24 protein-coding genes are annotated in these 25,016 nt (G+C 61.1%); 11 read left to right on the top strand and 13 right to left on the bottom strand.

Annotated elements, in window-relative coordinates; translation table 11 throughout:
* The first annotated feature begins 105 nt into the window (after window positions 1-105).
* Entirely contained in the window at window positions 106-993 is an 888-nt protein-coding gene (locus RGV59_RS08705) for a DMT family transporter (RefSeq protein ID WP_017849708.1), read from the top strand.
* A 111-nt stretch (window positions 994-1,104) separates the two neighbouring features.
* Here RGV59_RS08705 and RGV59_RS08700 read toward each other — a convergent pair whose 3' ends face one another.
* Window positions 1,105-1,995 (bottom strand): esterase/lipase family protein, encoded by an 891-nt coding sequence (locus RGV59_RS08700; RefSeq protein WP_017849709.1) that lies wholly within the window; start codon window positions 1,993-1,995, stop codon window positions 1,105-1,107.
* Window positions 1,996-2,171: 176 nt separating this feature from the next.
* On the opposite strand from RGV59_RS08700, the gene RGV59_RS08695 reads away from it, so the two are divergent.
* Complete coding sequence (locus RGV59_RS08695; protein ID WP_057006070.1) at window positions 2,172-2,702, top strand: ferritin-like domain-containing protein; 531 nt, start codon at window positions 2,172-2,174, stop codon at window positions 2,700-2,702.
* 52 nt (window positions 2,703-2,754) lie between these two features.
* On the opposite strand, the gene RGV59_RS08690 is transcribed toward RGV59_RS08695, so the two are convergent.
* From RGV59_RS08690 to RGV59_RS08680, 3 genes are all read right to left on the bottom strand, one after another.
* Window positions 2,755-3,111, bottom strand: coding sequence for a hypothetical protein (locus RGV59_RS08690; RefSeq protein WP_102618689.1), 357 nt, complete (start codon window positions 3,109-3,111; stop codon window positions 2,755-2,757).
* Window positions 3,108-4,088 (bottom strand): hypothetical protein, encoded by a 981-nt coding sequence (locus RGV59_RS08685; protein ID WP_126585388.1) that lies wholly within the window; start codon window positions 4,086-4,088, stop codon window positions 3,108-3,110. Before RGV59_RS08685 ends, RGV59_RS08690 begins: the two co-directional genes overlap by 4 nt.
* Before the next feature lie 181 nt (window positions 4,089-4,269).
* On the bottom strand, window positions 4,270-6,339 hold the full coding sequence (locus tag RGV59_RS08680) for an AsmA family protein (protein WP_126585387.1): 2,070 nt from the start codon (window positions 6,337-6,339) through the stop codon (window positions 4,270-4,272).
* A 358-nt stretch (window positions 6,340-6,697) separates the two neighbouring features.
* Between RGV59_RS08680 and RGV59_RS08675 the strand changes: the two genes are divergently transcribed.
* A complete protein-coding gene (locus RGV59_RS08675) occupies window positions 6,698-7,069 on the top strand; it encodes a hypothetical protein (RefSeq protein ID WP_017849714.1) in 372 nt (123 codons plus the stop codon).
* Between the two features lie 160 nt (window positions 7,070-7,229).
* The gene (locus RGV59_RS08670) at window positions 7,230-7,862 is read left to right on the top strand and encodes a TetR family transcriptional regulator (RefSeq protein WP_017849715.1); all 633 of its coding nucleotides are present in this window, start codon (window positions 7,230-7,232) and stop codon (window positions 7,860-7,862) included.
* A gap of 4 nt (window positions 7,863-7,866) precedes the next feature.
* On the opposite strand, the gene RGV59_RS08665 is transcribed toward RGV59_RS08670, so the two are convergent.
* Window positions 7,867-8,373: a C40 family peptidase gene (locus RGV59_RS08665; protein ID WP_026140377.1), complete on the bottom strand. Its 507-nt coding sequence runs from the start codon at window positions 8,371-8,373 to the stop codon at window positions 7,867-7,869.
* Window positions 8,374-8,711: 338 nt separating this feature from the next.
* On the opposite strand from RGV59_RS08665, the gene ureE reads away from it, so the two are divergent.
* The 5 genes from ureE (at window position 8,712) to RGV59_RS08640 (ending at window position 12,420) form a co-directional block, all read left to right on the top strand.
* Window positions 8,712-9,212 carry an urease accessory protein UreE gene (ureE, locus tag RGV59_RS08660; protein WP_046490639.1) on the top strand — a complete coding sequence of 167 codons (501 nt, stop codon included), beginning with the start codon at window positions 8,712-8,714 and terminating at the stop codon, window positions 9,210-9,212.
* Window positions 9,209-9,883, top strand: a complete 675-nt coding sequence (locus RGV59_RS08655; RefSeq protein ID WP_108526118.1) for an urease accessory protein UreF — start codon at window positions 9,209-9,211, stop codon at window positions 9,881-9,883. The genes ureE and RGV59_RS08655 overlap by 4 nt, the downstream gene beginning before the upstream one ends.
* A gap of 9 nt (window positions 9,884-9,892) precedes the next feature.
* Window positions 9,893-10,507 (top strand): urease accessory protein UreG, encoded by a 615-nt coding sequence (gene ureG / locus RGV59_RS08650; protein ID WP_017849719.1) that lies wholly within the window; start codon window positions 9,893-9,895, stop codon window positions 10,505-10,507.
* Between the two features lie 22 nt (window positions 10,508-10,529).
* On the top strand, window positions 10,530-11,102 hold the full coding sequence (locus tag RGV59_RS08645) for a HupE/UreJ family protein (RefSeq protein ID WP_046490644.1): 573 nt from the start codon (window positions 10,530-10,532) through the stop codon (window positions 11,100-11,102).
* 196 nt (window positions 11,103-11,298) lie between these two features.
* Window positions 11,299-12,420 carry an AGE family epimerase/isomerase gene (locus RGV59_RS08640; protein WP_026140378.1) on the top strand — a complete coding sequence of 374 codons (1,122 nt, stop codon included), beginning with the start codon at window positions 11,299-11,301 and terminating at the stop codon, window positions 12,418-12,420.
* Between the two features lie 124 nt (window positions 12,421-12,544).
* Here the strand turns inward: RGV59_RS08640 and RGV59_RS08635 are convergent, their stop codons facing one another.
* The 8 genes from RGV59_RS08635 to RGV59_RS08600 form a co-directional block, all read right to left on the bottom strand.
* On the bottom strand, window positions 12,545-13,309 hold the full coding sequence (locus RGV59_RS08635) for an SDR family oxidoreductase (RefSeq protein WP_017849722.1): 765 nt from the start codon (window positions 13,307-13,309) through the stop codon (window positions 12,545-12,547).
* 787 nt (window positions 13,310-14,096) lie between these two features.
* On the bottom strand, window positions 14,097-14,813 hold the full coding sequence (locus RGV59_RS08630) for an ABC transporter ATP-binding protein (RefSeq protein ID WP_017849723.1): 717 nt from the start codon (window positions 14,811-14,813) through the stop codon (window positions 14,097-14,099).
* On the bottom strand, window positions 14,810-15,685 hold the full coding sequence (locus tag RGV59_RS08625; protein ID WP_017849724.1) for an ABC transporter ATP-binding protein: 876 nt from the start codon (window positions 15,683-15,685) through the stop codon (window positions 14,810-14,812). The genes RGV59_RS08630 and RGV59_RS08625 overlap by 4 nt, the downstream gene beginning before the upstream one ends.
* On the bottom strand, window positions 15,682-16,959 hold the full coding sequence (livM, locus tag RGV59_RS08620; RefSeq protein ID WP_046490653.1) for a high-affinity branched-chain amino acid ABC transporter permease LivM: 1,278 nt from the start codon (window positions 16,957-16,959) through the stop codon (window positions 15,682-15,684). Before livM ends, RGV59_RS08625 begins: the two co-directional genes overlap by 4 nt.
* A 2-nt stretch (window positions 16,960-16,961) precedes the next feature.
* The gene (locus tag RGV59_RS08615; RefSeq protein ID WP_012721939.1) at window positions 16,962-17,876 is read right to left on the bottom strand and encodes an ABC transporter permease subunit; all 915 of its coding nucleotides are present in this window, start codon (window positions 17,874-17,876) and stop codon (window positions 16,962-16,964) included.
* Window positions 17,877-18,077: 201 nt separating this feature from the next.
* Window positions 18,078-19,214, bottom strand: a complete 1,137-nt coding sequence (locus tag RGV59_RS08610; protein ID WP_046490657.1) for a branched-chain amino acid ABC transporter substrate-binding protein — start codon at window positions 19,212-19,214, stop codon at window positions 18,078-18,080.
* Between the two features lie 386 nt (window positions 19,215-19,600).
* On the bottom strand, window positions 19,601-20,884 hold the full coding sequence (locus RGV59_RS08605; RefSeq protein ID WP_126585386.1) for an NAD(P)/FAD-dependent oxidoreductase: 1,284 nt from the start codon (window positions 20,882-20,884) through the stop codon (window positions 19,601-19,603).
* A gap of 171 nt (window positions 20,885-21,055) precedes the next feature.
* Complete coding sequence (locus tag RGV59_RS08600) at window positions 21,056-22,546, bottom strand: aldehyde dehydrogenase family protein (RefSeq protein WP_126585385.1); 1,491 nt, start codon at window positions 22,544-22,546, stop codon at window positions 21,056-21,058.
* Between the two features lie 153 nt (window positions 22,547-22,699).
* Here RGV59_RS08600 and RGV59_RS08595 point away from each other — a divergent pair, with 153 nt between their 5' ends.
* Window positions 22,700-23,587 carry a LysR family transcriptional regulator gene (locus RGV59_RS08595; RefSeq protein WP_017849729.1) on the top strand — a complete coding sequence of 296 codons (888 nt, stop codon included), beginning with the start codon at window positions 22,700-22,702 and terminating at the stop codon, window positions 23,585-23,587.
* Window positions 23,588-23,801: 214 nt separating this feature from the next.
* Complete coding sequence (gene pncB, locus RGV59_RS08590; protein ID WP_017849730.1) at window positions 23,802-25,016, top strand: nicotinate phosphoribosyltransferase; 1,215 nt, start codon at window positions 23,802-23,804, stop codon at window positions 25,014-25,016.

Here is a 25,016-nt window from a genome sequence, read left to right as displayed (position 1 = left end):
ACCGAGGAGTGTAGCCAAACCTTGTAACATCTTCACCGACTACGGATGTTCGCCCGGCGGTACTGCGCCATACTCCCGTCTCACCAACACCGTGGGTTGTTTTCAATGCAATACGCATATCCCCTGCTGGCCATTTTCATCTGGGCCGGCAACACCGTGGTCAACAAACTGGCCGTGGGTTCGATCTTCCCCGCTGAAATCGGCTTCTACCGCTGGTTGCTCGCGGCGCTGCTGTTTACCCCGTTCATGCTCAAGCCGGTGATTGCCCAGTGGTCGATCATCCGCCCTAACCTGGGCAAGATTTTTATCCTCGGCGTGCTGGGCATGGCGGTGTATCAAAGCCTGGCCTATTACGCCGCGTCGCTGACCAGCGCCACCAACATGGGCATCATCCTGTCGCTGATGCCATTGATGGCGTTGACGGCGGCGATCATCAGCCTCGGCCAACGCCTGACCTTCGGCGCGCTGAGCGGCGCGGTGCTGTCGTTCGCTGGCGTGGCGGTGGTGGTGTCGTCCGGCAGCCTGGGCACGCTGCTGCAACACGGGGTCAACCTGGGCGACGCGATGATGCTGGTCGCCACCCTGGCTTACGCGGTCTACAGCACCTTGCTGAAAAAATGGCAGCTGCGCCTGCCGCCGTCGGTGTTGCTGTATCTGCAGGTGCTGGTGGCCGTGGTGGTGCTGTTTCCGCTGTTTCTGTACTCGGCAAAAGCCGGGTTGGGCTGGGCGAATATTCCGTTGGTGCTGTACGCCTGCCTGTTGGCCTCGATGCTCGCACCATTGGCCTGGATGCACTCGGTGAAAACCCTGGGGCCGAGCCGCACCACGTTGTTTTTCAACCTGCTGCCGCTGATTACCGCGCTGATCGCGGCGCTGGTGTTGAAGGAAGCGTTGGCGCTGTATCACCTGGTGGGCGGGCTGCTGACGTTGGGCGGGGTGATTTTGTCGGAGCGCTGGACTACGCCGGTCGGGCGTAAACCGGGCGTTGCCTGAGCTATCGCTATCGGGGGCAAGCCCCCTCCCACATTGGACCGCGTTCGCCCTGGCGCCTCGGTCAACTGTGGGAGGGGCTTGCCCGCGATGAACGATAACGCGGTGCATCCGCTACACCCCAGCCGCCTTGAGCCTCTGCGCATGTTCGACGAACAAGCGGATCGGCTCCGCGCCCTTGCCCACCAGCCCCAGCGACTGGTTGACGATATCGAAATGGTCGAGGGCGTAGTCATCGCCGATCACCGTGCCCAGGTGTGAGCTGTAGCGCCCGACCATGCCATCGCAGTGGCCTTTCTCGCGCACGAAGCTGCGGGCAAACAAGCGGCAACTGCGATTCGTGCCATCGAGCAGGTTGCGCCCGCGATCGGTCTTACCCGGCTGCAAGGTGCCGGACCACGAGTAATAGCGCACACCATTGACCTCTGCGGCGCCCTGCCCACCCCATGTCGGCGGCAATCCCTGGGGATACTCACGATTGAACACCGCCACGCCGGCGCTGGTCAGCGACTGGTGCGAGGCGTGCAGGTCGGCCTTGAAGCGCGGGCCTCGGTAGCCGGTCTCCAGCAGGCTCATGACGGCGGCGACCAGATGAAACAGCGCGCTGACCATCCGGCCTTTGACGCTGCCCCGGGGGTAATGGGTGTGGAAATAATCCGCCAGCTCCGAACCGTGATTGGGGCCGGCCACCGACGTCACCGAGGCGATCCACTGCGGACATTTGGCCGCGGCATAGCGCGCAGTGAGCGAACCCTGGCTGTGGCCGATCAGGTTGACCTTGTCGGCACCGGTTTCGCGGCGAATCCGCTCGACCTGCGCGAGCAACTGCTCGCCACGCACCTCGCTGGAATCGAGCGGCGCCACCTGCACCGCAAACACCTGCGCCCCACCGGCCCGCAACGCCGGGACGATGCCGTACCAGTAGGGAAACAATCCCAAGCGCACAAACCCCAGCATGCCCGGCACCAGCACCAAGGGGTAACGCGTGGCTAACGACTGCGACATGAAGCGAACGTCCTTGATCAAGAAAGGATGAGCGCAGGCTAACCCAATCCGGCGACGGGCTGATGACATCTGCCGGCAAATCCAATAAAACTTTTTGCCCCGCCCACGACTCACAACTTGGAGCGATCACGCCGACAGAGCGTGGCGTAAAACCGGATTAGCCCCAGGAGGTTGAGATGACTGCAGCAAACCTGACTGACGTTGCGACCCTGCGCCAACGCGCCCGCCAGAACGTCGAAAACGGCGCCGTGACCGAAGGCTACAACGCCGACCGCGAAGAGATTATTCGCCTGCTCAATGCCTCGCTGGCCACCGAACTGGTCTGCGTGCTGCGCTACAAGCGTCACTACTTCATGGCCAGCGGCGTGAAGGCGCAGATCGCCGCTGCAGAATTCCTCGAACATGCGACCCAGGAAGCCGAACACGCCGACAAACTCGCCGAACGTATCGTGCAGTTGGGCGGCGAGCCGGAATTCAACCCGGACCTGCTGTCGAAGAACGCCCATGCGCAATATGTGGCCGGCAACAATTTGAAGGAAATGGTCTACGAAGACCTCGTCGCCGAGCGGATTGCGGTCGACAGCTACCGTGGAATCATCCAGTACATCGGTGACAAAGACCCGACCACCCGCCGCCTGTTCGAAGAAATCCTGGCTCAGGAAGAAGAGCATGCGGATGACATGGCGGATATTCTCGAAAGTCTGTAAATGGCTGCGCCGAAAAAGGGGAAGCGGGTTAGCCAGCTTCCCCTTTTGATCGTCAGTTCGTCAGAAACCATGACAGGGCCATCCCCGCCACGGACGACAGTGTGAGCAGGTAGGGAACGACTATCCATAGTTTGAGACTTCTTGGAATACGTTTCACATCCTCAACGAGCACGAGGTATCGCCATTGAAAAATCCTCGGCATAAGGATGACGAGGGCAATCGCGAAGAGACGTTTCAACTTCCCACCCAGCGGACCGACGCCAAACCTATATTTGAACGTTACTACGAATGTGCTGAACTTTAGATAATCTTCGGCCTCTTCAAGTCTTGTATAAATGACATAAAAATTTAATGGAAAACTCAGCAGCATCAACACACCAGACACTATACCGATGGACTCTGGCGTCATTGCCCACTCCCTGAAACTTTGTAAAGGAGGGAGCCTATTTGCTCACCGGTGTGGCTACCTAAAGTGCCCACGGCTAAGCCGCCAACGGCCCCGCCAACTATGGCGCAGCCTAGCGCACTCGCTCCCGCAGTAGGTACGGCAAAGACCGCTGCACATACAGCAACTCCGAACCCCATGCCTGCGTACCCTCCGTAAGCGGCGCCACCGACGCCTAACACCAGCTTCCCTCCCTCCACAAACTTCGCCCGCGTACATTCCCGCTCCCGCCCGATGGAGCACGCCTCCGTTATCTCCAGCGCAGTCACTCCGACATCCAGCGCGATACCAATATAAGTGCCTTTCTTCAACATCTGCGAAGCCTTGGCGATACGCTTGACGGCCTCTTCATATTTGCGAATTTCCCCGTGATGCCAATAGCTTTTAGTGGAAATGCCCAACATTTTTTTGATCGAACCTTCATTCTTCAAGCCCGTGCCAAGACGTGCCATACTAGAAAGTTGAATCTCCAGTTTTGCAAACAGCGCTCTGCGCTTAACCAGAAACTCATCCCTTGCCCCCATGGTGCCCTTCCTCAGGTACTGCTTATGTAAATCGTCGATTTCCATGAGGGTCTTCTCGATTGCCGCAAGGTGCTTACTCCAGGCACTGCTGGCAGCCCCGATGCCAATCGAGGTATGGGCCATGATGGTCTGTAACAGATCGTAATTCTTAATCAAAGACTGATCAGCGGCAGAGTGCGCCATCAAGTCATGTTTCACGTTTCGTGCGGAGAGCATCAGCCGTGCTTCTTCAGCCGTGCAAGAGGCTGTTCGGCTGTCCCCGATGATTACCAGTTGCCCAGGTAATACCACGGTGTTGCGGATATGTTGGTTAAGGGTGTCGAACTTCGTTTGCGCATGAGGACTGAGCGACAGGCTTAGTTTGAGCAGTGGATAAAGCTGCGGTCGATCATTGATAAAAACGTAGGGTCCCTGCATCGCGTCCACCTCCAAGTGACTATGACCGCCGACTATAAGAAGGCGCCGCAGGAGGTATAAGGGGAATCAGGGGCGGATTTGCTGTTTCAGAAATGAACTACGCAAGACCAGGAGCACACTTACAGCTCCGCCATCAAAAAGGCGCCCCTCTAGAGGCGCCCTTTCTTACGACTGTGCCGAATCAACCTTTCACGGTCTTCGGCGCCTTGCCTTCCTTCATCTGCTGCAACAACGGCGCGCACTGATTGGGCACGTCGCCGCTCGGCGCGACCAGTGCCAGCAACCCGGCAGCCGGGCCGGCGATCACGCCCAGCGCGACCATGCCGGCGCCACGCAGTGCCAGGGGGATGGCTTTCACGCCGGCATTCGGTTTGATGAACGGACCGTTCACATACAGCGGTGAGCGCAGCGAGAACAGGCGGAAGCCTTTCGATTCCGGGGTGATGGTCAGGTCGAGCTGCTCCGAGGCCATATTCGCCGTGCCATCGATATAGACGATGGCGTTCTCGGTATCGAACACAAACAAGCGCGTGGTCGCGAGCCCGGTCTTGATGCCGAAGTCGGCCGCCGCGCAGTTGATCTTCACTTCCTTGTCGCCAAACAGGCGCCCGACGACGTAGTTGCCTACGTTGAGCCCGACGATTTCCATCAGGCCCCGGCTGATGGCGCCGTCGTTGATCAGCATCTTCAGGTCACCGTTGGCCGAGCCCAGCAACGCCGCCACCGAGTTGCCGCGCCCGGCAATATCAGCATCACCGTTGAGTTCGCCAAAGCTGGTTTTCATCGGCTCGAAGGTCGGGAACAACTGTTTGAGCTTGAAGTTGCGCGCGGTCAATTTGGCGCGGCCTTCCATCGGCGTGATGCGACCGTTCAGGCGGATCTGTGCATCGAGCTTGCCGCCGGCCACGCCGAACCGCAGGGGTTGCAGGCTCAGTTCGCCATCCGTCAGCACCAAGTGCGTATAGAGGTCGGTGAAGGGCAAGTCGGTGCTGTGGACGATGCGTTTGCCGGTGAATTCCACGTCGGCATCCATGTCACGCCAGCGCTCGGTGCGGAACGCTTCCACCGGCAGCACTTTGGTCGCCGGTTGCTTGCTCATCCCGCCACGGGCTTTTTGCTTGGCGTTGGAGTCGGCACCGATCAAGGGCGCAAGGTCAGCCATCAGCAGTTGGTTGGACACCAGCGTGCCGCTGAGTTTGGGCCGCGGCTGGCTGGCGACGTAGGCCAGGTTGCCGTGGATGTCGCTGTCGCCGATCTTGCCGTTGAAGTTGTCGTAGCGGAACGTCGCGCCGCTGGCTTGATGCAGTTGCGCGATCAGGCGCCCATCGGTGGAATAGGCCGGCGAGTCCGGCAGGGTGACGCCGGTCAGCGGGTACAGGTTGCCCAGGCTGGCGCCGGCGAGTTTCAGGCGCAGGTCCAGGGCACCGAGGTTGAGCGGGTCGGTCAGGGTGCCGGCCACGGCGATGCGGGTGTCGGCGACGCTCACCTGGGCTTGCAGCGGAAACGGCTTGGCCGCGTCCTGCAAGGCGAGCAGGCCGCCGATCTTGCCGCTGCCGTCGAGTGTCTGCCCGTGGTAGCGACCTTTGACCTTGAGGCCGAACGCATAGTCCTGGGGGGCCGCGCCTTTTTCCAAGAGCTTTTTGGCATCCGCATCGCCGACGATTTCGCTAAACGGAATGGGTTTGCCCAGCGGGTCGATGATCACGTCCAGTTGGGTTTTGAGGGTCTGGTCGTCGAGGGTCACGTGGCCCTTGTCGAAGCCGATGGCACCGATGTCCACCACCCAGGCGGAGGGTTCGGCGTTAGGGTCCTTGGGATCGAATGTGAACACCCAGTTGGCGCGCCCATCGGCCAGGCGCTGCAACTCGGCGCTCGGTTCGACGAGGTCGATACGCGGGATCACCACGCGTTGCACCAGCAAGGCCAATGGCGAGATACGCAGCTCCACACGCTTGAGCGTGACCATCTGCGGGGTTTTCGACCAGTCGGGGTTGCCCAGGCTCAGGTCTTCGGCAATGACATGGGGCCAGGGCACCCAGGCGCGCCAGCCGCCCTCGTCCAGTTCACGGCGCCACACCACCGCCAGGTTGCCATTGATGGCGAACGGACGATGCAGTTCTTCGGAAACCTTGGCATTGAGCGGCGGTTTGATGCGGTTCCAGTCGAAGAACAGCAAAAACAACACCACCACGGCGATTGATAGAACGATGCTGGCGCAGCACCAAGCGACGATTTTACGAGTGCGCGTCATTGCACAGAGCTCCTGAATACGACTGGCTGAGTCACAGCCCTTGAGACAGCTTATACAGCTAGGACTGGCAAACCCTCCCGGGGTTTAACCCAATCAACGTTTTGCCGGAAAAAACCCATTTTTCTGACCACCTCGACAGATTTATCCCACGCCAGCGCACCATTGTTACCCCGGCACGTGTCGAAAATACCCAGCACGGTGCAAAACCGCGGGCTTGAGAGGCTCGACTTAGAGCCTCCCATGGGAACAATCAATTCCGTTGATTATTACCATTGGGTTTATGAACTTTTATATCGACTTATCGAGAGTAGCATTAGCCACGTACCCACTTAATCGCCCTCCCAAGGAGCAACCGATCATGAAACGCCAAGTACTCGCTACCGTGCTGCTGTCCGTCCTGGCATCCAGTGCCTTTGCCCTGCCGGCCGCTGAACAAGCGATCCCACAAGTCAAAGCCGATGCCGTTCAATTCAGCCAAACCCTCGCCCGTAGCGGGTCGCAAGAACAAGAGAACCGTGACTACGCCAAAGGCGCCGTTGCTGAAAATGGTTCGGAACAAGCCAACAAACGCGCTTACACCGAAGGCGTGACCGAAAACGGCCACAACCGCCTGGAAGAAAAAGGCCTGGTTGAAGGTGGTGCTGAACACGCCAACAAACGTGCCTATACAGAAGGTGTTGCTGAAGGCGGTGCCGACCGTCTGCAAGACCTGCATCAAGCTCAGAGCTAAGCCTGTGGTGGCCCGGAAAAAAGCCCGATCCCTGGATCGGGCTTTTGACTTTCTGCACAACGTGTCACGTATCCACGCCGCAATGCCCTGCCAAGTTCGACGTCTATGAAGCGGTTTTGCTAGAGTGCGTCGCTGTACTTGCCGACAAAGCCCGCCCGCCATGCTGCCCCGTGCCGAACAGAAGCAACAGACCCGCCTCGCTCTGATGGACGCTGCCCGCCATCTGATGGAGTGTGGCCGCGGGTTCGGCAGCCTGAGCCTGCGGGAGGTGGCCAGGACAGCCGGGATCGTGCCCACCGGGTTCTATCGTCACTTTGCCGACATGGACCAACTGGGCCTGGTGCTGGTCAGCGAAGTCGGCCAGACCTTCCGTGCCACGATCCGCCTGGTGCGCCACAACGAATTCATGATGGGCGGCATTATCGATGCGTCCGTGCGGATCTTCCTCGATGTGGTCGCGGCCAATCGCTCGCAATTCCTGTTCCTGGCCCGCGAACAGTACGGTGGCTGCCTGGCTGTGCGCCAAGCCATCGGCGCCCTGCGCGAAGACATCACCAGTGACCTGGCCGCCGACCTGACCCTGATGCCCAAGCTCCAGCACCTGGACGCCGACGGCCTGCACGTGATGGCCGACCTGATCGTCAAAAGTGTGTTCGCCACCCTGCCCGACATCATCGACCCGCCCGCCCACGCGCTGCCCGCCCACCTCACGCCCCAGGCGAAAATCACCCAGCAGTTGCGCTTCATCTTCATTGGCCTCAAGCACTGGCAGGGCCTCGGCAGCACCGAGTAAGCCGTCAACCCGCCGTGTGGAAACGCTTGGCGCCGGTGTAGTTCTTGTTCCAGTAGTTGTTGCTCAGCGAATCGATCCGCACATTCTTGCCGGCCCGCGGCGAATGAATGAATTTCCCTTCGCCGATATACAGCCCCACATGGCTGACCTGACCGCGCCCGTTGCCTTTGAAAAACACCGCGTCCCCCGGTTTGAGCTCGTTGCGCTTGACGGTCGCAGCCGTTGAACGGTGCATCGCCGCCGTCGTGCGCGGGATGTGAATGTTGGCTTCGGTCTTGAACAGATAGACCAGGAAACTACTGCAATCAAACCCTTGCTCGGCCGAGGTGCCCCCCCATTTGTACGGGGTGCCCAGCAGGGCATGGGCGCGGTCGACCACATTCGCCACCGAAGACGTTGGAACACCAGGCAGCGAAGAGCCGAATGTCGATTGAGGTTTCAGGTTGGCCGAGGCCGATGAGATGACACAGGAAAGACTGAAAAGGATTAAAAAGAAAAGTGACTTGAACATTGATGAATCGCCGTGGTGTTAAGACGGCGCAAATCCTAAAGAAACAGCGCGTAACTTTTTGAACGCGGAATCCGGATTCTGCGTAGGAGAAATCTGAAAAAACACCAGTGCGAATTAGATGAGAGAAATTTCATGCAAAACCGCACACCACATCCACACACAACGCCCCCATCCAGTGCCACACCTCCAGACGCGCACCAAGTTGAAGCATAAATGCGATGACTGACGCCCTATTCGGTGGCATCGCTGCGCTCGCCTTCAGGGAATTCCTACTCCTGCGCGGGATTGGCAAGCCCCTTGCTCTAGCTCTCTTATCGCTCATAGCTGGAAGCCTTCTGATGCTGGTGATCCACCGCCGAATCGCCCCGCAAACCCTCTGGGCCGCCGAGTTGCTGCTGAACTTCGAAGCACGCAGCAAAAGCCGCCTGCGCTGTTTCAGTGCCGACGGCGAAGACGTCGGCCTGTTCCTGGAGCGTGGCCAGCCGCCGCTGCACGATGGCGAGTTCCTACAGGCTGAAGACGGACGTGTAGTACGCGTCTGCGCGCGCCCTGAACAACTGCTGCACGTCACCTGTCGCAATGCATTTGAACTGACCCGCGCCGCGTATCACCTGGGCAATCGCCACGTGGCCTTGCAAGTAGGCGACGGCTGGCTGCGCCTGCTGGATGATTACGTGCTCAAGGCCATGCTTGAACAGCTGGGCGCGCGGACCGAAACCCTCGAAGCGCCATTCCAGCCGGAACACGGGGCCTACGGCGGCGGCCACCACCATTCACGCCATGGCGATGAAGATTTCAACTACCCGCCGAAGCTGCATCAGTTCGGCGTGCGTTTATGAACCCAGCCTGGGCGCTGCTGCGTCTGGCCAGTCCGCAATTGCCGATTGGCGGCTACAGCTATTCCCAGGGCCTGGAAATGGCCGTGGAGAATGGCCGCGTCAAAGACGCGGCCGGCGCCCGCCGCTGGATCAGCGACCAGTTGCTGCTCAACCTCGCCCGCTTCGAAGCGCCGCTGTTGCTCGCGCATTGCCGCGCCGCTGTGGCCGGCGATTGGTCGCAGCTGGCGCAACTGTGCGAGGAACACCGCGCCAGTCGCGAGACCCGCGAGCTGTATCAGGAGAGCCGGCAGATGGGGTACTCCCTGCAGCAACTGCTCAACGGCCTGCCGGAACTGGACGACGCGGCCCGTGATTTTCTCGCACAACACGCCGAGCCGCATCTGGCGCTGGGCTGGGCCCTGGCCGCACGCGCCTGGGGCATCAGCCCCGACGACGCCCTCGCCGCCTGGCTGTGGAGCTGGCTGGAAAACCAGCTGGCCGTGCTGATGAAAACCCTGCCGCTCGGCCAGCAGGCCGCCCAACGCCTGACCAGTGAACTGCTGCCCCTGCTGCAACACGCCCAGCAGGACGCCAGCCACATCGACCCCAACCATTTCGGCAGCGCCGCGTTCGGCCTGTCCCTGGCGTGCATGGCCCACGAGCGCCAGTACAGCCGCCTGTTCCGTTCCTAGGAGAAGCACATGAACACACAACCTCTGCGTGTCGGCATCGGCGGCCCGGTGGGCTCCGGCAAGACCGCCCTGACCCTGGCCCTGTGCCTGGCCTTGCGCGATCGCTACAACCTGGCGGTGGTCACCAACGACATCTATACCCGCGAAGATGCCGACTTCCTGGTGCGCAACCAGGCCCTGGCGCCCGAGCGCATTATCGGTGTGGAGACCGGCGGCTGCCCGCACACGGCGATCCGTGAAGACGCCTCGATCAACCTGGAAGCGGTGGACCAACTCAACCGGCGCTTTCCCGGCCTGGACCTGATCCTGGTGGAGTCGGGCGGCGATAACCTGTCGGCGACGTTCAGCCCGGAGCTGTCGGACCTGACCATCTATGTGATCGATGTGTCCGCCGGCGATAAACTGCCGCGCAAGGGCGGCCCCGGCATCTGCAAATCCGACCTGCTGGTGATCAACAAGATCGACCTGGCGCCCTTGGTCGGCGCCTCGCTGGAACTGATGAACAGCGACACCCAACGCATGCGCAACGGTAAACCCTTTGTGTTCAGCAACCAGAAAACCGGCGTCGGCCTGGATGAGATCGTCGCCTTCATCGAACGCCAGGGCCTGCTGACTGCGGCCTGATCACCCCATAAGGAACCTGTCCATGCGCCTGAAAAAACTCTTCGCTGCCGCCGCCCTGCTGCTCGCACCCGCCTTGGCCTTCGCCCACCCGGGTCACGGCGACAACGGCCTGATGGCGGGTATCAGCCATCCATTGGGCGGTCTCGACCATTTGCTGGCCATGCTGGCGGTCGGCTTGTGGGCCGCCCAGCAAAAAGGCGCGGCGCGTTGGGCGCTGCCCTGCACCTTCGTGGCCACCCTGTTGCTCGGCGGCCTGTTGGGCTTTGAAGGCCTGGCGTTGCCGGCGCTGGAAAGCGGGATTGCCGCGTCGGTGCTGGCCCTGGGCCTGGCGGTGGCGCTGGCGGTGCGCCCGCCGTTGTTCGTGGCGCTGGGGGCGACGGCCTTGTTCGCGCTGTTCCACGGCGTGGCCCATGGCTTGGAGCTGCCGGACATGTCCAGCCCTTGGGCGTATGCCGCCGGATTTGTCGGCGCCACCGCTGTATTGCACGCTGCCGGTTATGCCGTGGTGCGCTGGCTGCCGACTGCGGCGGCGCCGTTGGTGCGGGTTGCCGGGGCGGCTTCGGCGGCGACCGGGGTTTGGTTGCTGGCTGGCTGATTTGCGGCGCGATTAAGCGCCTCATCGGGGGCAAGTCGAATCGTCGCACCGCCCCTCCCACATTCGCTTGCATTCCAAAGTTGGAACTCGGTCGAATGTGGGAGGGGGCTTGCCCCCGATAGCGGTGGCGCAGACACCACCGTTCCCAAGCCTGCTACCATGCGCGCCTACACCCCTGCCGTGACGACGCCAGCCGATGCCCATCGCTCCAAGCTCCGCCCTTCAGCCTTCCTTGAATGCCGTGCTCACGCACTTCCATGACCTGATCGTGCCGCTCTGGCAGGGCCCGGGCTGGAACGCCGAGCTGGCGCTGCCCTACGAGGCGCTGGACGCCGACCACCGGCCGTTGCCGCCGCAACGCTACCGCGCCATGGCCTGTGCCCGGCAGTTGTACCTGTTCGCCAGCCTGATCGGCGAACCCGGCGCAGCCTTTGCCGAAGAACGCGCCGCCGTGTTGTTCCGCTCGCTGCAACGGCATTTCCACGACGCCGAGCACGGCGGCTGGTTCTACAGCATCGACCCCGCCGGCCAGCCGCTGGACAAGCGCAAGGACCTCTACACCCACGCGTTCATCATCTTCGCCTGCGCCCATTACTGGGCCAAGGTGCGCGAACCGCTGGTGGAGTCGGTGTTGAATGCGGCGCTGGAAGTGGTCGCCCAACGTTTCGCCAGCGGCGATGGCCTGTACGAGGCGGTGCTGGAGCGTAATTGGTCGTCCCTCAAGTCCGGCCCATTGCAAAACCCGCTGATGCACCTGGCGGAAGGCTTCCTCGCCACCCTGGCGGTGCGTGAAGACGCCGCGGTGCAAACCGCATTGCTGGCCTTGGCGACGGCCATGCAGCAGCGTTTTATCGAGCGCCAGCACGGCGTGATGATGGAAAAACCGCTGGGCGCTGTGGATAACTGGTTTGAGCCGGGGCACCAGTTCGAGTGGTTCTTCTTGCTTGAGTCTTCCGACGTGCTGCGCGGCACGCCGCTGCATGCTTCGCTGACGCGGGCCTTTGCCTATGCCGAGCAAACGGGTGTGGATAACCGGACCGGCGCGGTCAGCGGCATGCTCGCCCTGGACGGCAGCGTGCGCGACGGCACCCAACGCATCTGGGCCCAGGCGGAATACCTGCGCGCACTGACCTTGCGGCCGGGCAGCGAAGCCGTGCTGCAGCGCCAGTTGCTCGCGTTGCAGCAGCACTTCCTGCATGCCAAGGGCTGGAATGAATGCCTGGATGCCCAGGGCAGCGTGAGCCGACGGGATATGCCGTCGACCACGCCGTATCACCTGGCGACCTGTTATCAGGGGTTGGTCAAGGTTCTCGGCTGACCTTCAGGGACTCATCGGGGGCAAGCCCCCTCCCACACTGAATTGGGTTCACAGATTTTGATGTGTGAACCCATTCAAATGTGGGAGGGGCTTGCCCCCGATGCAGGCAACTCGGTCTAACCCCTTACTTGGCCCCACGCTCAATCGCAAACCCGGCCCAGCTCTGGCTCACCGGCATCAGCTCAAGGCGGTTGATGTTGACGTGCGCCGGGGTGTTCAGCACCCAGAAGATGGTGTCGGCGATGTCCTGCGGCTGGATCGGCTCGGCGCCGGCGTAGGTGGCGTCGTAGCGCGCCTGGTCGCCGCCGAAGCGCACCAGGGAGAACTCGCTTTCACACAGCCCTGGCTCGATGTTGGTCACACGCACGCCGGTGCCTTGCAGGTCGCAGCGCAGGTTCAGCGAGAATTGCTTCACGAACGCTTTGGAGCCGCCATACACGTGGCTGCCCGGGTACGGGTAGCTGCCGGCGATGGAGCCCAGGTTGATGATCCCGGCACCGCGGCCATAGGCGATCAGGCGCGGCAACAGCAGGTGGGTGGTGGTCAGCAGGCCCTTGATGTTGGTGTCGACCATGGTTTCCCAGTCGTCGAGGTTGCATTTGGGCGCGGGATCGGTGCCCACGGCCAGTCCGGCGTTGTTGATCAGCCCGCGCAGCTTGGCGAACGCGGGCGGCAGGCCGGCAATCGCCGCTTCCATGCCTTGGCGGTCACGCACGTCCACCACCAGGCCGTGTACTTCGGTCTGCTTGGAAAGCTCTTCGACCAGCGCGTTCAAACGCTCGGCACGACGACCGGTGAGCACCAGTTTCCAGCCAGCTTCGGCAAACCGACGGGCGCAGGCTTCGCCAAAACCTGAAGTTGCGCCAGTAATAAACAGCGTGTTGGACATGGTGTTCTCCTTGCAGACATCGGGAAAAAATTAGCCAGCAGAATGCCCTTACGCCGTCGTCGCGGCAACCGCTATGCACATCACGCCATGCACGCCTGATCAGTTTTCAACCAAACCACGCAAAGCCTTACACACCGTGGCCTGCAGCCATATGCGCGCAGGTTATCCACAATTGCGCCCACAGTCTTTGGGGGCAAGTGCAAAAAGCCCAGAGCCGCTGTGTACAAGGCTTTCAGGCGGTTTTACAAAGTTTTTTGCTTGACCTGGACGAGGCTGTATGTAGGCCCATGCACGAGAGGAAAAACCGAACGATGGCTCCAGGCCAGTCATTCCGGCCTCTGCGGACGTCTTTCCAGAGTTTAACCACAGACTTATCCACAGGCTGGACAGACATAATCCGGTCATATACCTGTGTCTTTAAACAGGTTGACAAACCCCTCGGCAGGTCGCCAAAAAGCCACTGATCAAAAAACAACCATCACGCTGCAGACCACGTAATCAAAGGCTTTCAGCCAGCTACTCCCACGTTACCCACAGCCGGTTCCACAGCGGATGGGGACAAGTCAAAACTGTGACAAAACAGCGATTTGCGGCGGCTATATGTCGCGCTTTGGGAGGTGGCCGGATTTGTTTTCCACAATTTGGGATCGCACTTGTGAACACCACAAAAACAAATGTGGGAGGGGGCTTGCCCCCGATGGCGGTGGGTCAGTATCAGGTGTTCTGACTGATACACCGCCATCGGGGGCAAGCCCCCTCTCACAGGGGGACTGCGTTGTGATTTAGGTCAGTGGCCGCCGAGGTAGGCGTTGCGCACTTCCTCGTTCACCAGCAGTTCCTTGCCGGTGCCTGTCAGGCGAATCTCGCCGTTGACCATCACATACGCCCGGTCTGACAGACGCAGCGCATGGTTGGCGTTCTGCTCCACCAGGAAGATGGTCATCCCGGTGGCCGCCAGTTCGCGCAGGGTGGAAAAGATCTGCTTCACCACAATCGGCGCCAGGCCCAGGCTCGGTTCGTCGAGCAGCAACAACTTGGGCCGGCTCATCAGTGCGCGGGCGATGGCGAGCATTTGCTGCTCGCCACCGGACATGGTCATCGCCCGTTGGTTACGCCGCTCTTTGAGCCGTGGGAACAGCTCGAACATGCGCTGCATATCTTCCTGGGCGAACTTGTCGCCGATGGGGATGGTGCCCATCAGCAGGTTTTCCTCGACGGTCATGTCGGGGAACACCCGCCGCCCTTCCGGCGACTGCGCAATGCCGTTGGACGCGATGTAGTGGGACGACTTGTGGGTGATGTCGACGCCGTTGTAGAGGATCTGCCCCGACTCCGCCCGTGGCTGGCCGAAGATCGACATCAGCAGCGTGGATTTACCCGCGCCGTTGGAGCCGATCAGGCTGACCGTTTCGCCTTCGTTGATGTGCAGCGAGACTTTCTTCAGCGCCTGGATCGGGCCGTAGAACACGTCCAGGTCCTTCATTTCGAGGATAGGCCCGTTCATACAAGCTCCTCTTCATCCGCGCCCAGGTAGGCCGCGATCACTTTCGGATCGTTGCGGATCGCGTCCGGCCCGCCCTCGGCGATCACGTTGCCGTGGTCGAGCACCACGATGTGGTCGGAAATACTCATCACCATGCCCATGTCGTGTTCGATCAGCACCACTGTGAGGTCGTGTTCGTCGCGCAGCAGGCGAATCATCGCGCTGAGGGCTTCGGTTTCCTGGGGGTTGAGGCCCGCAGCCGGTTCGTCCAGGCAGATGATCTGCGGCCGGGTACACATGGCGCGGGCGATTTCCAGGCGGCGCTGTTGGCCGTAGGAAAGCTCGCCGGCCAGGCGGTTGGCGCAGTCCACCAGGTCGACCACTTCCAGCCAGTAGAAGGCGTGGTCGAGGGCGTCGCTTTCAGCCTTGCGGTAGCCCTTGGTGTTGAGGATGCCCGCGAGCAGGTTGCGGTTGACCCACATGTGCTGGGCGACCAGCAGGTTTTCCAGCACCGACATTTCCTTGAACAGACGAATGTTCTGGAAGGTCCGCGCTAGGCCGGCGCGGTTCACCAGGTGGGTGCCGCCGAACATCTTGTAGTACACGCGGCTGAAGAAGCTTTTCGGCGACACGAAGTCGATGGCCTCGAAGCGCTCGCCGAGCAGTTGGATCACGTTGGTCTGCTGGCCGCGCACGTTGAGTTCGATCTTGCCGCCACTGGCTTTGTAGAAACCGGTGAGGCAGTTGAACACCGTGGTCTTGCCGGCGCCGTTGGGGCCGATCAGGGCGAAGATCGAGTTGCGTTCGACCTTGAGGCTCACGTCGCTCAAGGCCTTGATGCCACCGAAGTGCATCATCAGATGTTCCACGGACAGGATGACTTCCTTGCTCATGGCGCCACTCCTTTACGTGGGGTCACACCGGTACGGCTGATCCGGATCAGGCCGCGTGGCCGCCAGATCATCATCACCACCATCAACACGCCAAACAGCAGCACGCGGTACTCAGAGAAGCTGCGCAGCAGTTCCGGCGCGACGGTCAACACGAACGCCGCGATCACCACGCCCACCGTCGAGCCCATGCCGCCCAACACCACGATGGCCAGGATCAGCGCCGACTCGAAGAAGGTGAACGACGACGGGTTGACGAAGCCCTGGTAACTGGCGAAGAACACCCCGGCCAGACCGGCCGTGGAGGCGCCGATGGTGAACGCCGAGAGCTTGACCAGCACGTGGTTCAGGCCCATGGAGCGGCAGGCGATTTCATCTTCGCGCAAGGCTTCCCAGGCGCGGCCGACCGGCATGCGGGTCAGGCGATGCTTGATGTACAGCACGGCCAGCACCACCAGGAACAGCACGATGTAGATGAACATGAACTTGATGTTGGGGTTGTAATCGAGGCCGAAGAACTCATGGAACGGAATCCCGCCGTCCTTCGCTTTGCGCCCGAATTCCAGGCCGAGGAACGTCGGCGAAGGCACCGGCATGCCGTTTGGCCCGCCGGTGAACGACAGCCAGTTGTTCAGCACCAGGCGGATGATTTCACCAAACCCCAGGGTCACGATCGCCAGGTAGTCGCCGTGCATGCGCAACACCGGGAAGCCGAGTATGCACCCCGCCAGCGCCGCCGCGATGGCCGCCAGCGGCAGCACCGTCCAGAAACCCAGGCCGAGGTATTGATACCCCAGCGCGAGGCCGTAGGCACCGATGGCGTAGAACGCCACGTAACCCAGGTCGAGCAAGCCGGCCAGGCCGACCACGATGTTCAGGCCCAGGCCGAGCAGTACGTAGATCAGCCCGAGGATCACCACGGTGAGTAGGTACTTGTTGGCGAAGATCGGGAATACGATGGCGATCACGATCAGCGCCGGGATGATCCAGCGCAGCCGCGACTTGTAGTCCGGCGCCAGCACGTGGACGCCCGAACCGCTGTTCTCGAAGCCCTGCAGAATCTTCACGCCCTTGGGCGTTTGCAGGAACAGGCTGAGGGCAAAGCGGCCGGCCATCACGATGGCGACCAGGATCGCCACGCGCGCAGGTTGCAGGTTGAAGCTGTAGCCGTCGAGCACCACGCCGACGATCGGACCGAACACGATCAACGCAATCAGCCCGGCGAGGATCGTATCGACCACACTTTTTTTGATATCAATCGATTTGGCAGCAGACATGTTTATACCTTAGCCACGAGTGGGCGACCAAGCAGGCCCTGGGGACGGAAAATCAGAATCACCACCAGCAGGGAGAAACTGAACACGTCTTTGTAGTCAGAGTTGATCAACCCCGAGAACAGCGACTCCGAAATACCGAGGATGATCCCGCCCAGCATCGCCCCAGGCAGGGAACCGATGCCGCCGAGTACCGCCGCGGTGAAGGCCTTGATGCCGATGATGAAGCCGGCGTAGAAGTCGAACGTGCCGTAGTTGAGGGTGATCAACACGCCGGCCAGGGCCGCCATGGCGGCACCGATGACAAACACGTAGGAAATCACGCGGTCGGTGTTGATGCCGAGGATCGAGGCCATCTTGCGGTCTTGCTGGGTAGCGCGGCACATGCGGCCGAGCTTGGTGTACTTGATGATGTAGGTCAGCAAGGCCATGCCGGCGAAGGCAGCGACCAGGATGAAGACCTTGGTGTACGTCAACTGGACGAAACCGCTGCCGATATCGACGCGCCAGGCGCCGGCCAGCAGGGTCGGAATGCCTTGTTGCTTGGCGCCCTGGGCGATCTGTGCGTAGTTCTGCAGGATCAGGGAGATACCAATGGCGCTGATCAGCGGTGCCAGTCGGGTGGAGTTGCGCAGCGGTTTGTAGGCGACCCGTTCGATGACCCAACCGTAAACGCCGGTAACGACCACGGTGAAGACCAGGGTGCCGAGAATGAGCAGCGGGAAGGATTCGATGCCGAAATAAGCCAGCAGTGCCAGACTGATCGCCGCGAGGTAAGCGGAAATCATATAAACCTCGCCATGGGCGAAGTTGATCATGCCAATGATGCCATAGACCATTGTGTAGCCGATGGCGATCAGGCCATAGACCGACCCGAGGGTCAGGCCGTTGACCAGTTGCTGCAGGAAAATACCATCCATAACGCAATCTCACGCGGTGAGCACCTGCACACCGGTAGGTGTGCGGCGCTTCTGGAGGAAAAAACAGATCTCAATAACAACCCAGTCCCCCTGTGGGAGGGGGCTTGCCCCCGATTGCGGAGGGTCAGCTATACATCGGGTGGCTGATACACCGTCATCGGGGGCAAGCCCCCTCCCACATTAGGTCTGTGGTACTCAGCCTTACTTCTGCTTTTCCAACTGGTGGTATTTGCCGTCTTTGTCCCACTGGTAAACCACGTAGTCGGAGACTTTCAGGTCGCCCTTGGCATCCCAGGCTTTTTCACCCATCACGGTTTTTACCGGGTGAGCCTTGAGCCACTTGGCGGCGTCTTCACCCTTGTTGGACTTGGCACCGTTGAAGCCGGCGGCCAGGGCCTGGACCGACGCGTAGGCATACAGGGTGTAGCCTTCTGGCTCGGTGCCATTTTTACGGAACTCTTCAACCACTGCCTTGCTGTCCGGCAGCAGGCGCGGGTCAGCGCCGAAGGTCATGTACACGCCGTCCACGTACTGCGCACCGCCAGCGGTCGCGACCAGTTCGTCGGTCACGATGCCGTCGTCGGACATGAATTTCACGTCCTTGAGGCCTGCTTCACGAATCTGGCGAACCAGCGGACCGGCTTCCGGGTGCAGGCCGCCGAAGTACACGACGTCGGCGCCCAGGGAGCGGATTTTGGTGACCAGGGCGCTGAAATCTTTCTCGCCCCGGGTCAGGCCTTCTTCCAGCACCGGTTTCACGCCGCGCTTGGTCAACTGGGCAGCGGTGGCGTCGGCCAGGCCCTTGCCGTAGGTGTCCTTGTCGTTGATGACCGCGACTTTCTTGCCCTTGAGCACGTCGACGATGTAGTCGCCGGCCACGATGCCTTGCTGGTCGTCACGCCCGCACATACGGAACATGGCGCCCAGGCCGCGTTCGGTGACCTGCGGGTTGGTCGAGCCTGGGGTGATGGCGATGATGCCGGCTTCGTCGTAGACCTCGGACGCCGGGATGGTGTTGGACGAGCAGAAGTGCCCGACCACGCCGATCACTTTGTCCTGGTCGGCCAGGCGGTTGGCCACGGCCACGGCCTGCTTGGGTTCACAGGCATCGTCGCCGGCGACCAGCTTGATCTGCTCACCGTTGATGCCGCCAGCCTTGTTGATGACATCGGCTGCCGCCTGGGCGCCCTTCATGTACTGCTCACCGAAAGCGGCGTTGGCGCCCGTCATCGGCCCCGCTACGCCAATCTTCACATCAGCTTGAACAAACGTAGAAACACCCAGCGCCGCTGCAACGGCGAGGGCCAGAAAACCTTTCTTGTAAAACGTCTGGGACATGAGTGGTGCTCCGAGGTTTTTGTTTATTGGCACTAAGTATTCACTGCAAACCTTCAACTAAAACTTTCACTGAAAGCCCAGAGCAAGCCGCGTGCCATTACGTTTTTATTCTTCAAAAAGACACGGTGTCATTGTTATTGCAGGTGTTTCGGCTCCGCTCGTCGGGACGTGCAACCCTCTAACTTCAATAGGTGCAACCCATGGATCAAAAAAGTACAACCTCCATGGGTCGCACCTGCAACCAGACCGCCAAACGACACTTCCTACAGCTGTAACAATGCACGTAACGGAACTGCACATTTACAGTGCGTGATTGCTACAACTTGCACCAATACAGATTAGTCGTCGGCGAAGAACGTGCCGGCTTCTGAAGGCTATTTCGCTGATCAGATCACGATCCGCAAGCATTGGCCGGCGTGATACAGCGAGAATCCGGCTTCATACAGGCAACTGCGCAGGCCCACCCCGGCCAGCGGTTGCATCGGCGCAAACGGAATCGGCAGGGCCTGGGGATTCTGGTGACACAAGTAGTCGGCAAAGGCCTTGCCGACCACGCTGCCGGTGGTCACGCCGCGGCCGTTGTAGCCGGTCACGGCCACCAGGCCGGGCGCGGGTTCGAACAAGCGCATCAAGTGGTCCGGGGTGAACGCGATGCAGCCGGTCCAGGTGCATTCCCACTGCACCGATTTGAGGTACGGGAAGTAGTGCTGCTGCACTCGATCGGCCCACGCCTTGAGAAACCACGCCGGTTTCTGGTTGCCGTTGCCCAGGCTGCCGAGCAACAGGCGGCCATCGGCGTCGCGGCGGATGCTGCTGAGCACCTGGCGCGTGTCCCACGAACCCTGGCCACCGGGAAGAATTCGCTGGGCCGCGTCGTCGGTCAGCGGTGCGGAGGCGACCTGGTAGTAATAGCCAGGGAAGAAATTGCGCCGCAGTTCGGTCCATTCGCCTTCGGTGTAGGCATTCGAGGCGATCACCACTTGTGCAGCCTGCACCGCACCGTTCGCGGTCTGCACCGACCACTCCGCACCTTGGCGTTCCAGGCGCGCAACCGGGGAATGGTCGAAAAGCTGCCCGCCCAACCCCACGGCCGCATTGGCCAGGCCGCTGGTGTAGGCCATCGGGTTCAAGGTGCCGGCACGCCTATCCAGCAGTGCGGCGGAGATCTTTTGAGTGCCGGTGGCTTGCTCGCAGGCCGAACCGGTGAGCAGTTCGACCGGCGCGCCGCGGCGCTTCCATTGTTCTTCACGACTGCGCAAATCCGCCTCGCCCCGGGCGTTGTGCGCCATGTGCAAAGTGCCCTCGCGGCGCAATTGGCAATCGATGTTGTATTTGTCGACCAGGCTGAACACCAGCGACGGCGCCGCGCCCAGCATGCGGTTGAGCTGGCTGCCCACCGCCGCGCCGAAACCGGCTTCGATCTCGTCCGGGGGAATCCACAGGCCGGCGTTGACCAGCCCGACATTGCGCCCCGACCCGCCATGGCCGGTGCGATGGGCTTCCAGCACGGCGACAGTCTTGCCTTGTTCCAGCAAGTGAATGGCCGCCGACAAACCGGTAATCCCGGCGCCGATCACGCACACATCCACCTTCACTTCGCCCTTGAGCGCAGCGCGATCCGGCCGGCCAGGGGTAAGTTGTTCCCACAAACATGTTTCGCGTAGTGCCATTGCCAGACTCCGATGAGACCTAACAAACATCTATTCCGAACTGCATATAGCTCAACTGTGGGAGGGGCTTGCTCCCGATGGCAGTGGATCAGTTGGACATCTGTTGACTGACACACCGCCATCGGGGGCAAACTCCCTCCCACATTTTGACCGCACTTCGACTTAAGGTAATCAGTCGAAGGTAATGCCCTGGGCCAGCGGCAGTTCCAGCGAGTAGTTCACGGTATTGGTCTGGCGACGCATGTACCCGCGCCACGCATCCGAGCCCGACTCACGCCCGCCGCCCGTCTCTTTCTCACCGCCAAACGCGCCGCCGATTTCCGCGCCGCTCGGGCCGATGTTGACGTTGGCAATGCCGCAGTCGCTGCCCACCGCCGACATGAACTGCTCGGCTTCGCGCACATCGGTGGTGAAGATGCATGACGACAGGCCTTGCGGCACGGCGTTGTTCAGGCGAAGGGCTTCGGCGAAGTCGCTGTAGCCGACCACGTACAGGATCGGTGCAAAGGTCTCAGTGCAGACCACGTCGCTTTGCTCCGGCATTTCCACAATCGCCGGCGACACGTAGTAGGCATTCGGGAATTTGTCTTCCAGTTGGCGCTTGCCGCCGAACACCTTGCCGCCTTCGCTCAGGGCCTGCTCCAGCGCATCCTGCATCGCGTCGAAGCCGTGCTTGTCGATCAGCGGGCCGATCAGGTTGCCTTCCAGCGGGTGGCCGATGCGTACCTTGGAATAGGCGGCCTTGAGGCGCGTGACGATTTCTTCCTTGACCGACTCATGGGCGATCAGCCGGCGCAGCGTGGTGCAACGCTGCCCGGCGGTGCCGACGGCGCTGAACAGGATGGCGCGCACCGCCATGTCCAGGTCGGCGCTTGGGCCGAGGATCATCGCGTTGTTGCCGCCCAACTCGAGGATGCTGCGGGCAAAGCGCGCGGCGACTTTCGGCGCCACTTCACGGCCCATGCGCGTACTGCCGGTGGCGCTGATCAGTGCGACACGCGGGTCATCCACCAACGCGGCACCGGCATCGCGGCCACCGATGATCACCTGGCTCAGGTATTGCGGTGCATCGTTGATTTTTTTCAGCACGCGCTCGAACAGCGCCTGGCAGGCCAGGGCGGTGAGCGGGGTCTTTTCCGACGGCTTCCAGATCACGGCGTTGCCGCACACCAGGGCCAGGGTGGTGTTCCACGCCCACACGGCCACCGGGAAGTTGAACGCGCTGATCACACCGACCACGCCCAGCGGGTGCCAGGTTTCACGCATGTGGTGGCCGGGGCGCTCGGAGGCGATGGTCAAGCCATACAACTGGCGCGACAGGCCGACGGCGAAGTCGCAGATGTCGATCATTTCCTGCACTTCACCCAGGCCTTCCTGAGTGATCTTGCCGGCTTCCCAGGAGACCAGCTCGCCCAGGTCGGCCTTGTATTCGCGCAACACGTCGCCGAACTGGCGCACCAACTCGCCGCGACGCGGTGCCGGCACCTTGCGCCAGGCCTCGAATGCATGCTCGGCGCGACTGACCTGTTGCTCCACCTCGGCGGCACCTTCCCAGTTCACACTGCCGATACGGCTGCCATCGATCGGCGAATGCACGGGTTGTTTCCCCGCTTGGTACAGCGCCGGGTTTACCCCGAGACGATCAAGCAATGCGGCAACCATGGGTGACTCCTTCAATCTATACAGAAAAAATTGCGCCGCGGCCCGCACGGCGATCCAGGGCTTATTTGTAGCTGGCCCAAGACTTGCCAACAAACGACGATTAGGCGAGATATCATTCCGTTTATTCATGCAAAGCATAAAAAGAGGCATGCCGTGCTGAACAAAAGACATTTGCCCTCGATCACTGCCCTGCAGTGTTTCGAAGCCGCCACCCGCCACCTGAGCTTCACCCGCGCCGCCGAGGAGCTGAACCTCACGCAAAGCGCGGTGAGCAAACAGGTCGCGCAACTGGAAGAACTGCTGCAGCACCTGCTGTTCCGCCGGGTACGCCGACGCTTGCAGATGACCCCGGCGGGCGATTTGTATTTGGTGGAAGTGCGCAAAATCCTCACCCAGGTGGAGATGTCCACCCATTACCTGCGCTCCTACGGTGGCGAGACCGAAGTATTACGCGTGTCTACGCCCTACACCTTCGGCGCGCGCTGGCTGGTGCCGCGCCTCAAGGGCTGGCGCTTGCGTCATCCGCAAATCCACCTGGACCTGTGCAACGAACAGGAACCGGACGAGCTGCTGCAAGGCAAGGCCGACATGGCGTTCTACTTCGGCCAAGGCTCACGCCCCGGCACCGAGAGCCTGAAACTGTTCAGTGAAGAACTGATCCCGGTGTGCGCCCCGGAAAGCCTGCCCGCACAACCCTTCACCGACCCCACGCAACTGAGCAACCTGGTGCTGCTGCAAAACGCCTCGCGCCCCCAGGGCTGGCATGACTGGTTCGCCGACCAGGGGTTTCACACCGAGCACAGCTATCACGGGCCGCGTTTCGACACGTTCTATATGTGCATTCGGGCGGCGCAGGTGGGCTGCGGCGTGGCGTTGCTACCGCGCTTCCTGGTGGAGGAGGAACTGGCCGATGGCAAGCTGGTGATCCCTTGGCAGCATGCAATGCCGAGCCAGGATGCGTATTACCTGGCGTACCCCGAACATTCGGCGGAGGTGCCCAAGGTGCGGGAGTTTGTGAAGTGGATGATGGAGCAAGTGTGAACCTGTGTTGTCTGCACAACCGCTATCGGGAGCAAGCTCCCTCCCACATTTGAAATGCATTCCAAGTGTGGGAGGGGGCTTGCCCCCGATAGGGCCAGTGGCCTCACTGAAAAAATCACTGGCAAAACCCCACAGGTCTATGCGCCACTAGCCCCCTTCCTTTCTTGTGCGTAAAGGCCGGCGCCCATCGCCGTCCTGTCTGGAGATTCCCGTTATGAGCGAGAGTGTGTTTGCCGATCGCATCGTGCAGAACCTGCTCGACACCGACTTCTACAAGCTGACCATGATGCAGGCGGTGCTGCACAACTACCCCAATGTGGAAGTTGAATGGGAGTTTCGTTGCCGCAACAGTGAAGACCTGCGCCCATACCTGGCGGAGATCCGTTACCAGTTCGAGCGCCTCGCCGAGTTGAGCCTGAGCGCCGACCAACTGAGTTTCCTGGAGCGCATCAGCTTCATGAAGCCGGATTTTTTGCGCTTTCTCGGCTTGTTCCGCTTCAACCTGCGCTATGTCCACACCGGCATCGAAAACGGCGAGCTGTTTATCCGCCTGCGCGGGCCATGGCTGCATGTGATCCTGTTTGAAGTGCCGATGCTCGCCATCATCAGCGAAGTGCGCAACCGCTACCGCTACCAGACCGTGGTCCTCGAACAGGCCCGCGAGCAGTTGTACCGCAAGTTCGACTGGCTGATCGCAAACGCCAGCAGCGACGAGCTCGCCGAGCTGCAGGTGGCGGACTTCGGCACTCGCCGACGCTTCTCCTACCGCGTGCAGGAAGAAGTGGTGAGCGTGCTCAAGCACGACTTCCCCGGCCGGTTTGTCGGCACCAGCAACGTCCACCTGGCTCGCGAGTTCGATATGAAACCGCTGGGCACCATGGCCCATGAATGGATCATGGCCCACCAGCAACTCGGCCCGCGTCTGATCGACAGCCAGATCGCCGCCCTCGACTGCTGGGTCCGCGAATACCGCGGCCTGCTGGGTATCGCCCTGACCGATTGCATCACCACCGACGCCTTCCTCAGCGACTTCGACTTGTACTTCGCCAAGCTGTTCGACGGCCTGCGCCACGATTCCGGTGACCCGGTGCTGTGGGCGGAAAAAGCCATCGCCCACTATCACAAGCTGGGCATCGAGCCGATGAGCAAGACCCTGGTGTTCTCCGACAGCCTGTCGCTGCCCAAGGCCTTGGAGATATTCCGGGCGCTGCGCGGTCGGATCAATGTGAGCTTTGGCATCGGCACCAACCTGACCTGCGATATTCCAGGTGTGGAACCGATGAGCATTGTGCTTAAAATGACGGCCTGCAATGGCCAGCCCGTCGCGAAGATCTCCGATGAAGCGGGCAAGACCCACTGCACGGACCCGAATTTCGTCGCCTATTTGCGACACGTTTTCAAAGTACCTGCCCTTTCCAGCAAGGAGTGA

This window comes from Pseudomonas sp. FG1 (assembly GCF_034313875.1).
GTDB classification, from domain to species: Bacteria; Pseudomonadota; Gammaproteobacteria; order Pseudomonadales; family Pseudomonadaceae; genus Aquipseudomonas; species Aquipseudomonas veronii.
The sequence above is the reverse complement of the archived record's forward strand: the minus strand, read 5'-3'. Positions and strand labels throughout refer to the sequence as shown.

What these genes read in the sequence shown, in the direction of transcription:
- RGV59_RS08705 (WP_017849708.1), top strand. Translation starts at nt 106, where the DNA reads ATGCAATACGCATATCCCCTGCTGGCCATTTTCATCTGGGCCGGCAAC.
- RGV59_RS08700 (WP_017849709.1), bottom strand. Translation starts at nt 1,995, where the DNA reads ATGTCGCAGTCGTTAGCCACGCGTTACCCCTTGGTGCTGGTGCCGGGC.
- RGV59_RS08695 (WP_057006070.1), top strand. Translation starts at nt 2,172, where the DNA reads ATGACTGCAGCAAACCTGACTGACGTTGCGACCCTGCGCCAACGCGCC.
- RGV59_RS08690 (WP_102618689.1), bottom strand. Translation starts at nt 3,111, where the DNA reads ATGACGCCAGAGTCCATCGGTATAGTGTCTGGTGTGTTGATGCTGCTG.
- RGV59_RS08685 (WP_126585388.1), bottom strand. Translation starts at nt 4,088, where the DNA reads ATGCAGGGACCCTACGTTTTTATCAATGATCGACCGCAGCTTTATCCA.
- RGV59_RS08680 (WP_126585387.1), bottom strand. Translation starts at nt 6,339, where the DNA reads ATGACGCGCACTCGTAAAATCGTCGCTTGGTGCTGCGCCAGCATCGTT.
- RGV59_RS08675 (WP_017849714.1), top strand. Translation starts at nt 6,698, where the DNA reads ATGAAACGCCAAGTACTCGCTACCGTGCTGCTGTCCGTCCTGGCATCC.
- RGV59_RS08670 (WP_017849715.1), top strand. Translation starts at nt 7,230, where the DNA reads ATGCTGCCCCGTGCCGAACAGAAGCAACAGACCCGCCTCGCTCTGATG.
- RGV59_RS08665 (WP_026140377.1), bottom strand. Translation starts at nt 8,373, where the DNA reads ATGTTCAAGTCACTTTTCTTTTTAATCCTTTTCAGTCTTTCCTGTGTC.
- ureE (WP_046490639.1), top strand. Translation starts at nt 8,712, where the DNA reads ATGCTGGTGATCCACCGCCGAATCGCCCCGCAAACCCTCTGGGCCGCC.
- RGV59_RS08655 (WP_108526118.1), top strand. Translation starts at nt 9,209, where the DNA reads ATGAACCCAGCCTGGGCGCTGCTGCGTCTGGCCAGTCCGCAATTGCCG.
- ureG (WP_017849719.1), top strand. Translation starts at nt 9,893, where the DNA reads ATGAACACACAACCTCTGCGTGTCGGCATCGGCGGCCCGGTGGGCTCC.
- RGV59_RS08645 (WP_046490644.1), top strand. Translation starts at nt 10,530, where the DNA reads ATGCGCCTGAAAAAACTCTTCGCTGCCGCCGCCCTGCTGCTCGCACCC.
- RGV59_RS08640 (WP_026140378.1), top strand. Translation starts at nt 11,299, where the DNA reads ATGCCCATCGCTCCAAGCTCCGCCCTTCAGCCTTCCTTGAATGCCGTG.
- RGV59_RS08635 (WP_017849722.1), bottom strand. Translation starts at nt 13,309, where the DNA reads ATGTCCAACACGCTGTTTATTACTGGCGCAACTTCAGGTTTTGGCGAA.
- RGV59_RS08630 (WP_017849723.1), bottom strand. Translation starts at nt 14,813, where the DNA reads ATGAACGGGCCTATCCTCGAAATGAAGGACCTGGACGTGTTCTACGGC.
- RGV59_RS08625 (WP_017849724.1), bottom strand. Translation starts at nt 15,685, where the DNA reads ATGAGCAAGGAAGTCATCCTGTCCGTGGAACATCTGATGATGCACTTC.
- livM (WP_046490653.1), bottom strand. Translation starts at nt 16,959, where the DNA reads ATGTCTGCTGCCAAATCGATTGATATCAAAAAAAGTGTGGTCGATACG.
- RGV59_RS08615 (WP_012721939.1), bottom strand. Translation starts at nt 17,876, where the DNA reads ATGGATGGTATTTTCCTGCAGCAACTGGTCAACGGCCTGACCCTCGGG.
- RGV59_RS08610 (WP_046490657.1), bottom strand. Translation starts at nt 19,214, where the DNA reads ATGTCCCAGACGTTTTACAAGAAAGGTTTTCTGGCCCTCGCCGTTGCA.
- RGV59_RS08605 (WP_126585386.1), bottom strand. Translation starts at nt 20,884, where the DNA reads ATGGCACTACGCGAAACATGTTTGTGGGAACAACTTACCCCTGGCCGG.
- RGV59_RS08600 (WP_126585385.1), bottom strand. Translation starts at nt 22,546, where the DNA reads ATGGTTGCCGCATTGCTTGATCGTCTCGGGGTAAACCCGGCGCTGTAC.
- pncB (WP_017849730.1), top strand. Translation starts at nt 23,802, where the DNA reads ATGAGCGAGAGTGTGTTTGCCGATCGCATCGTGCAGAACCTGCTCGAC.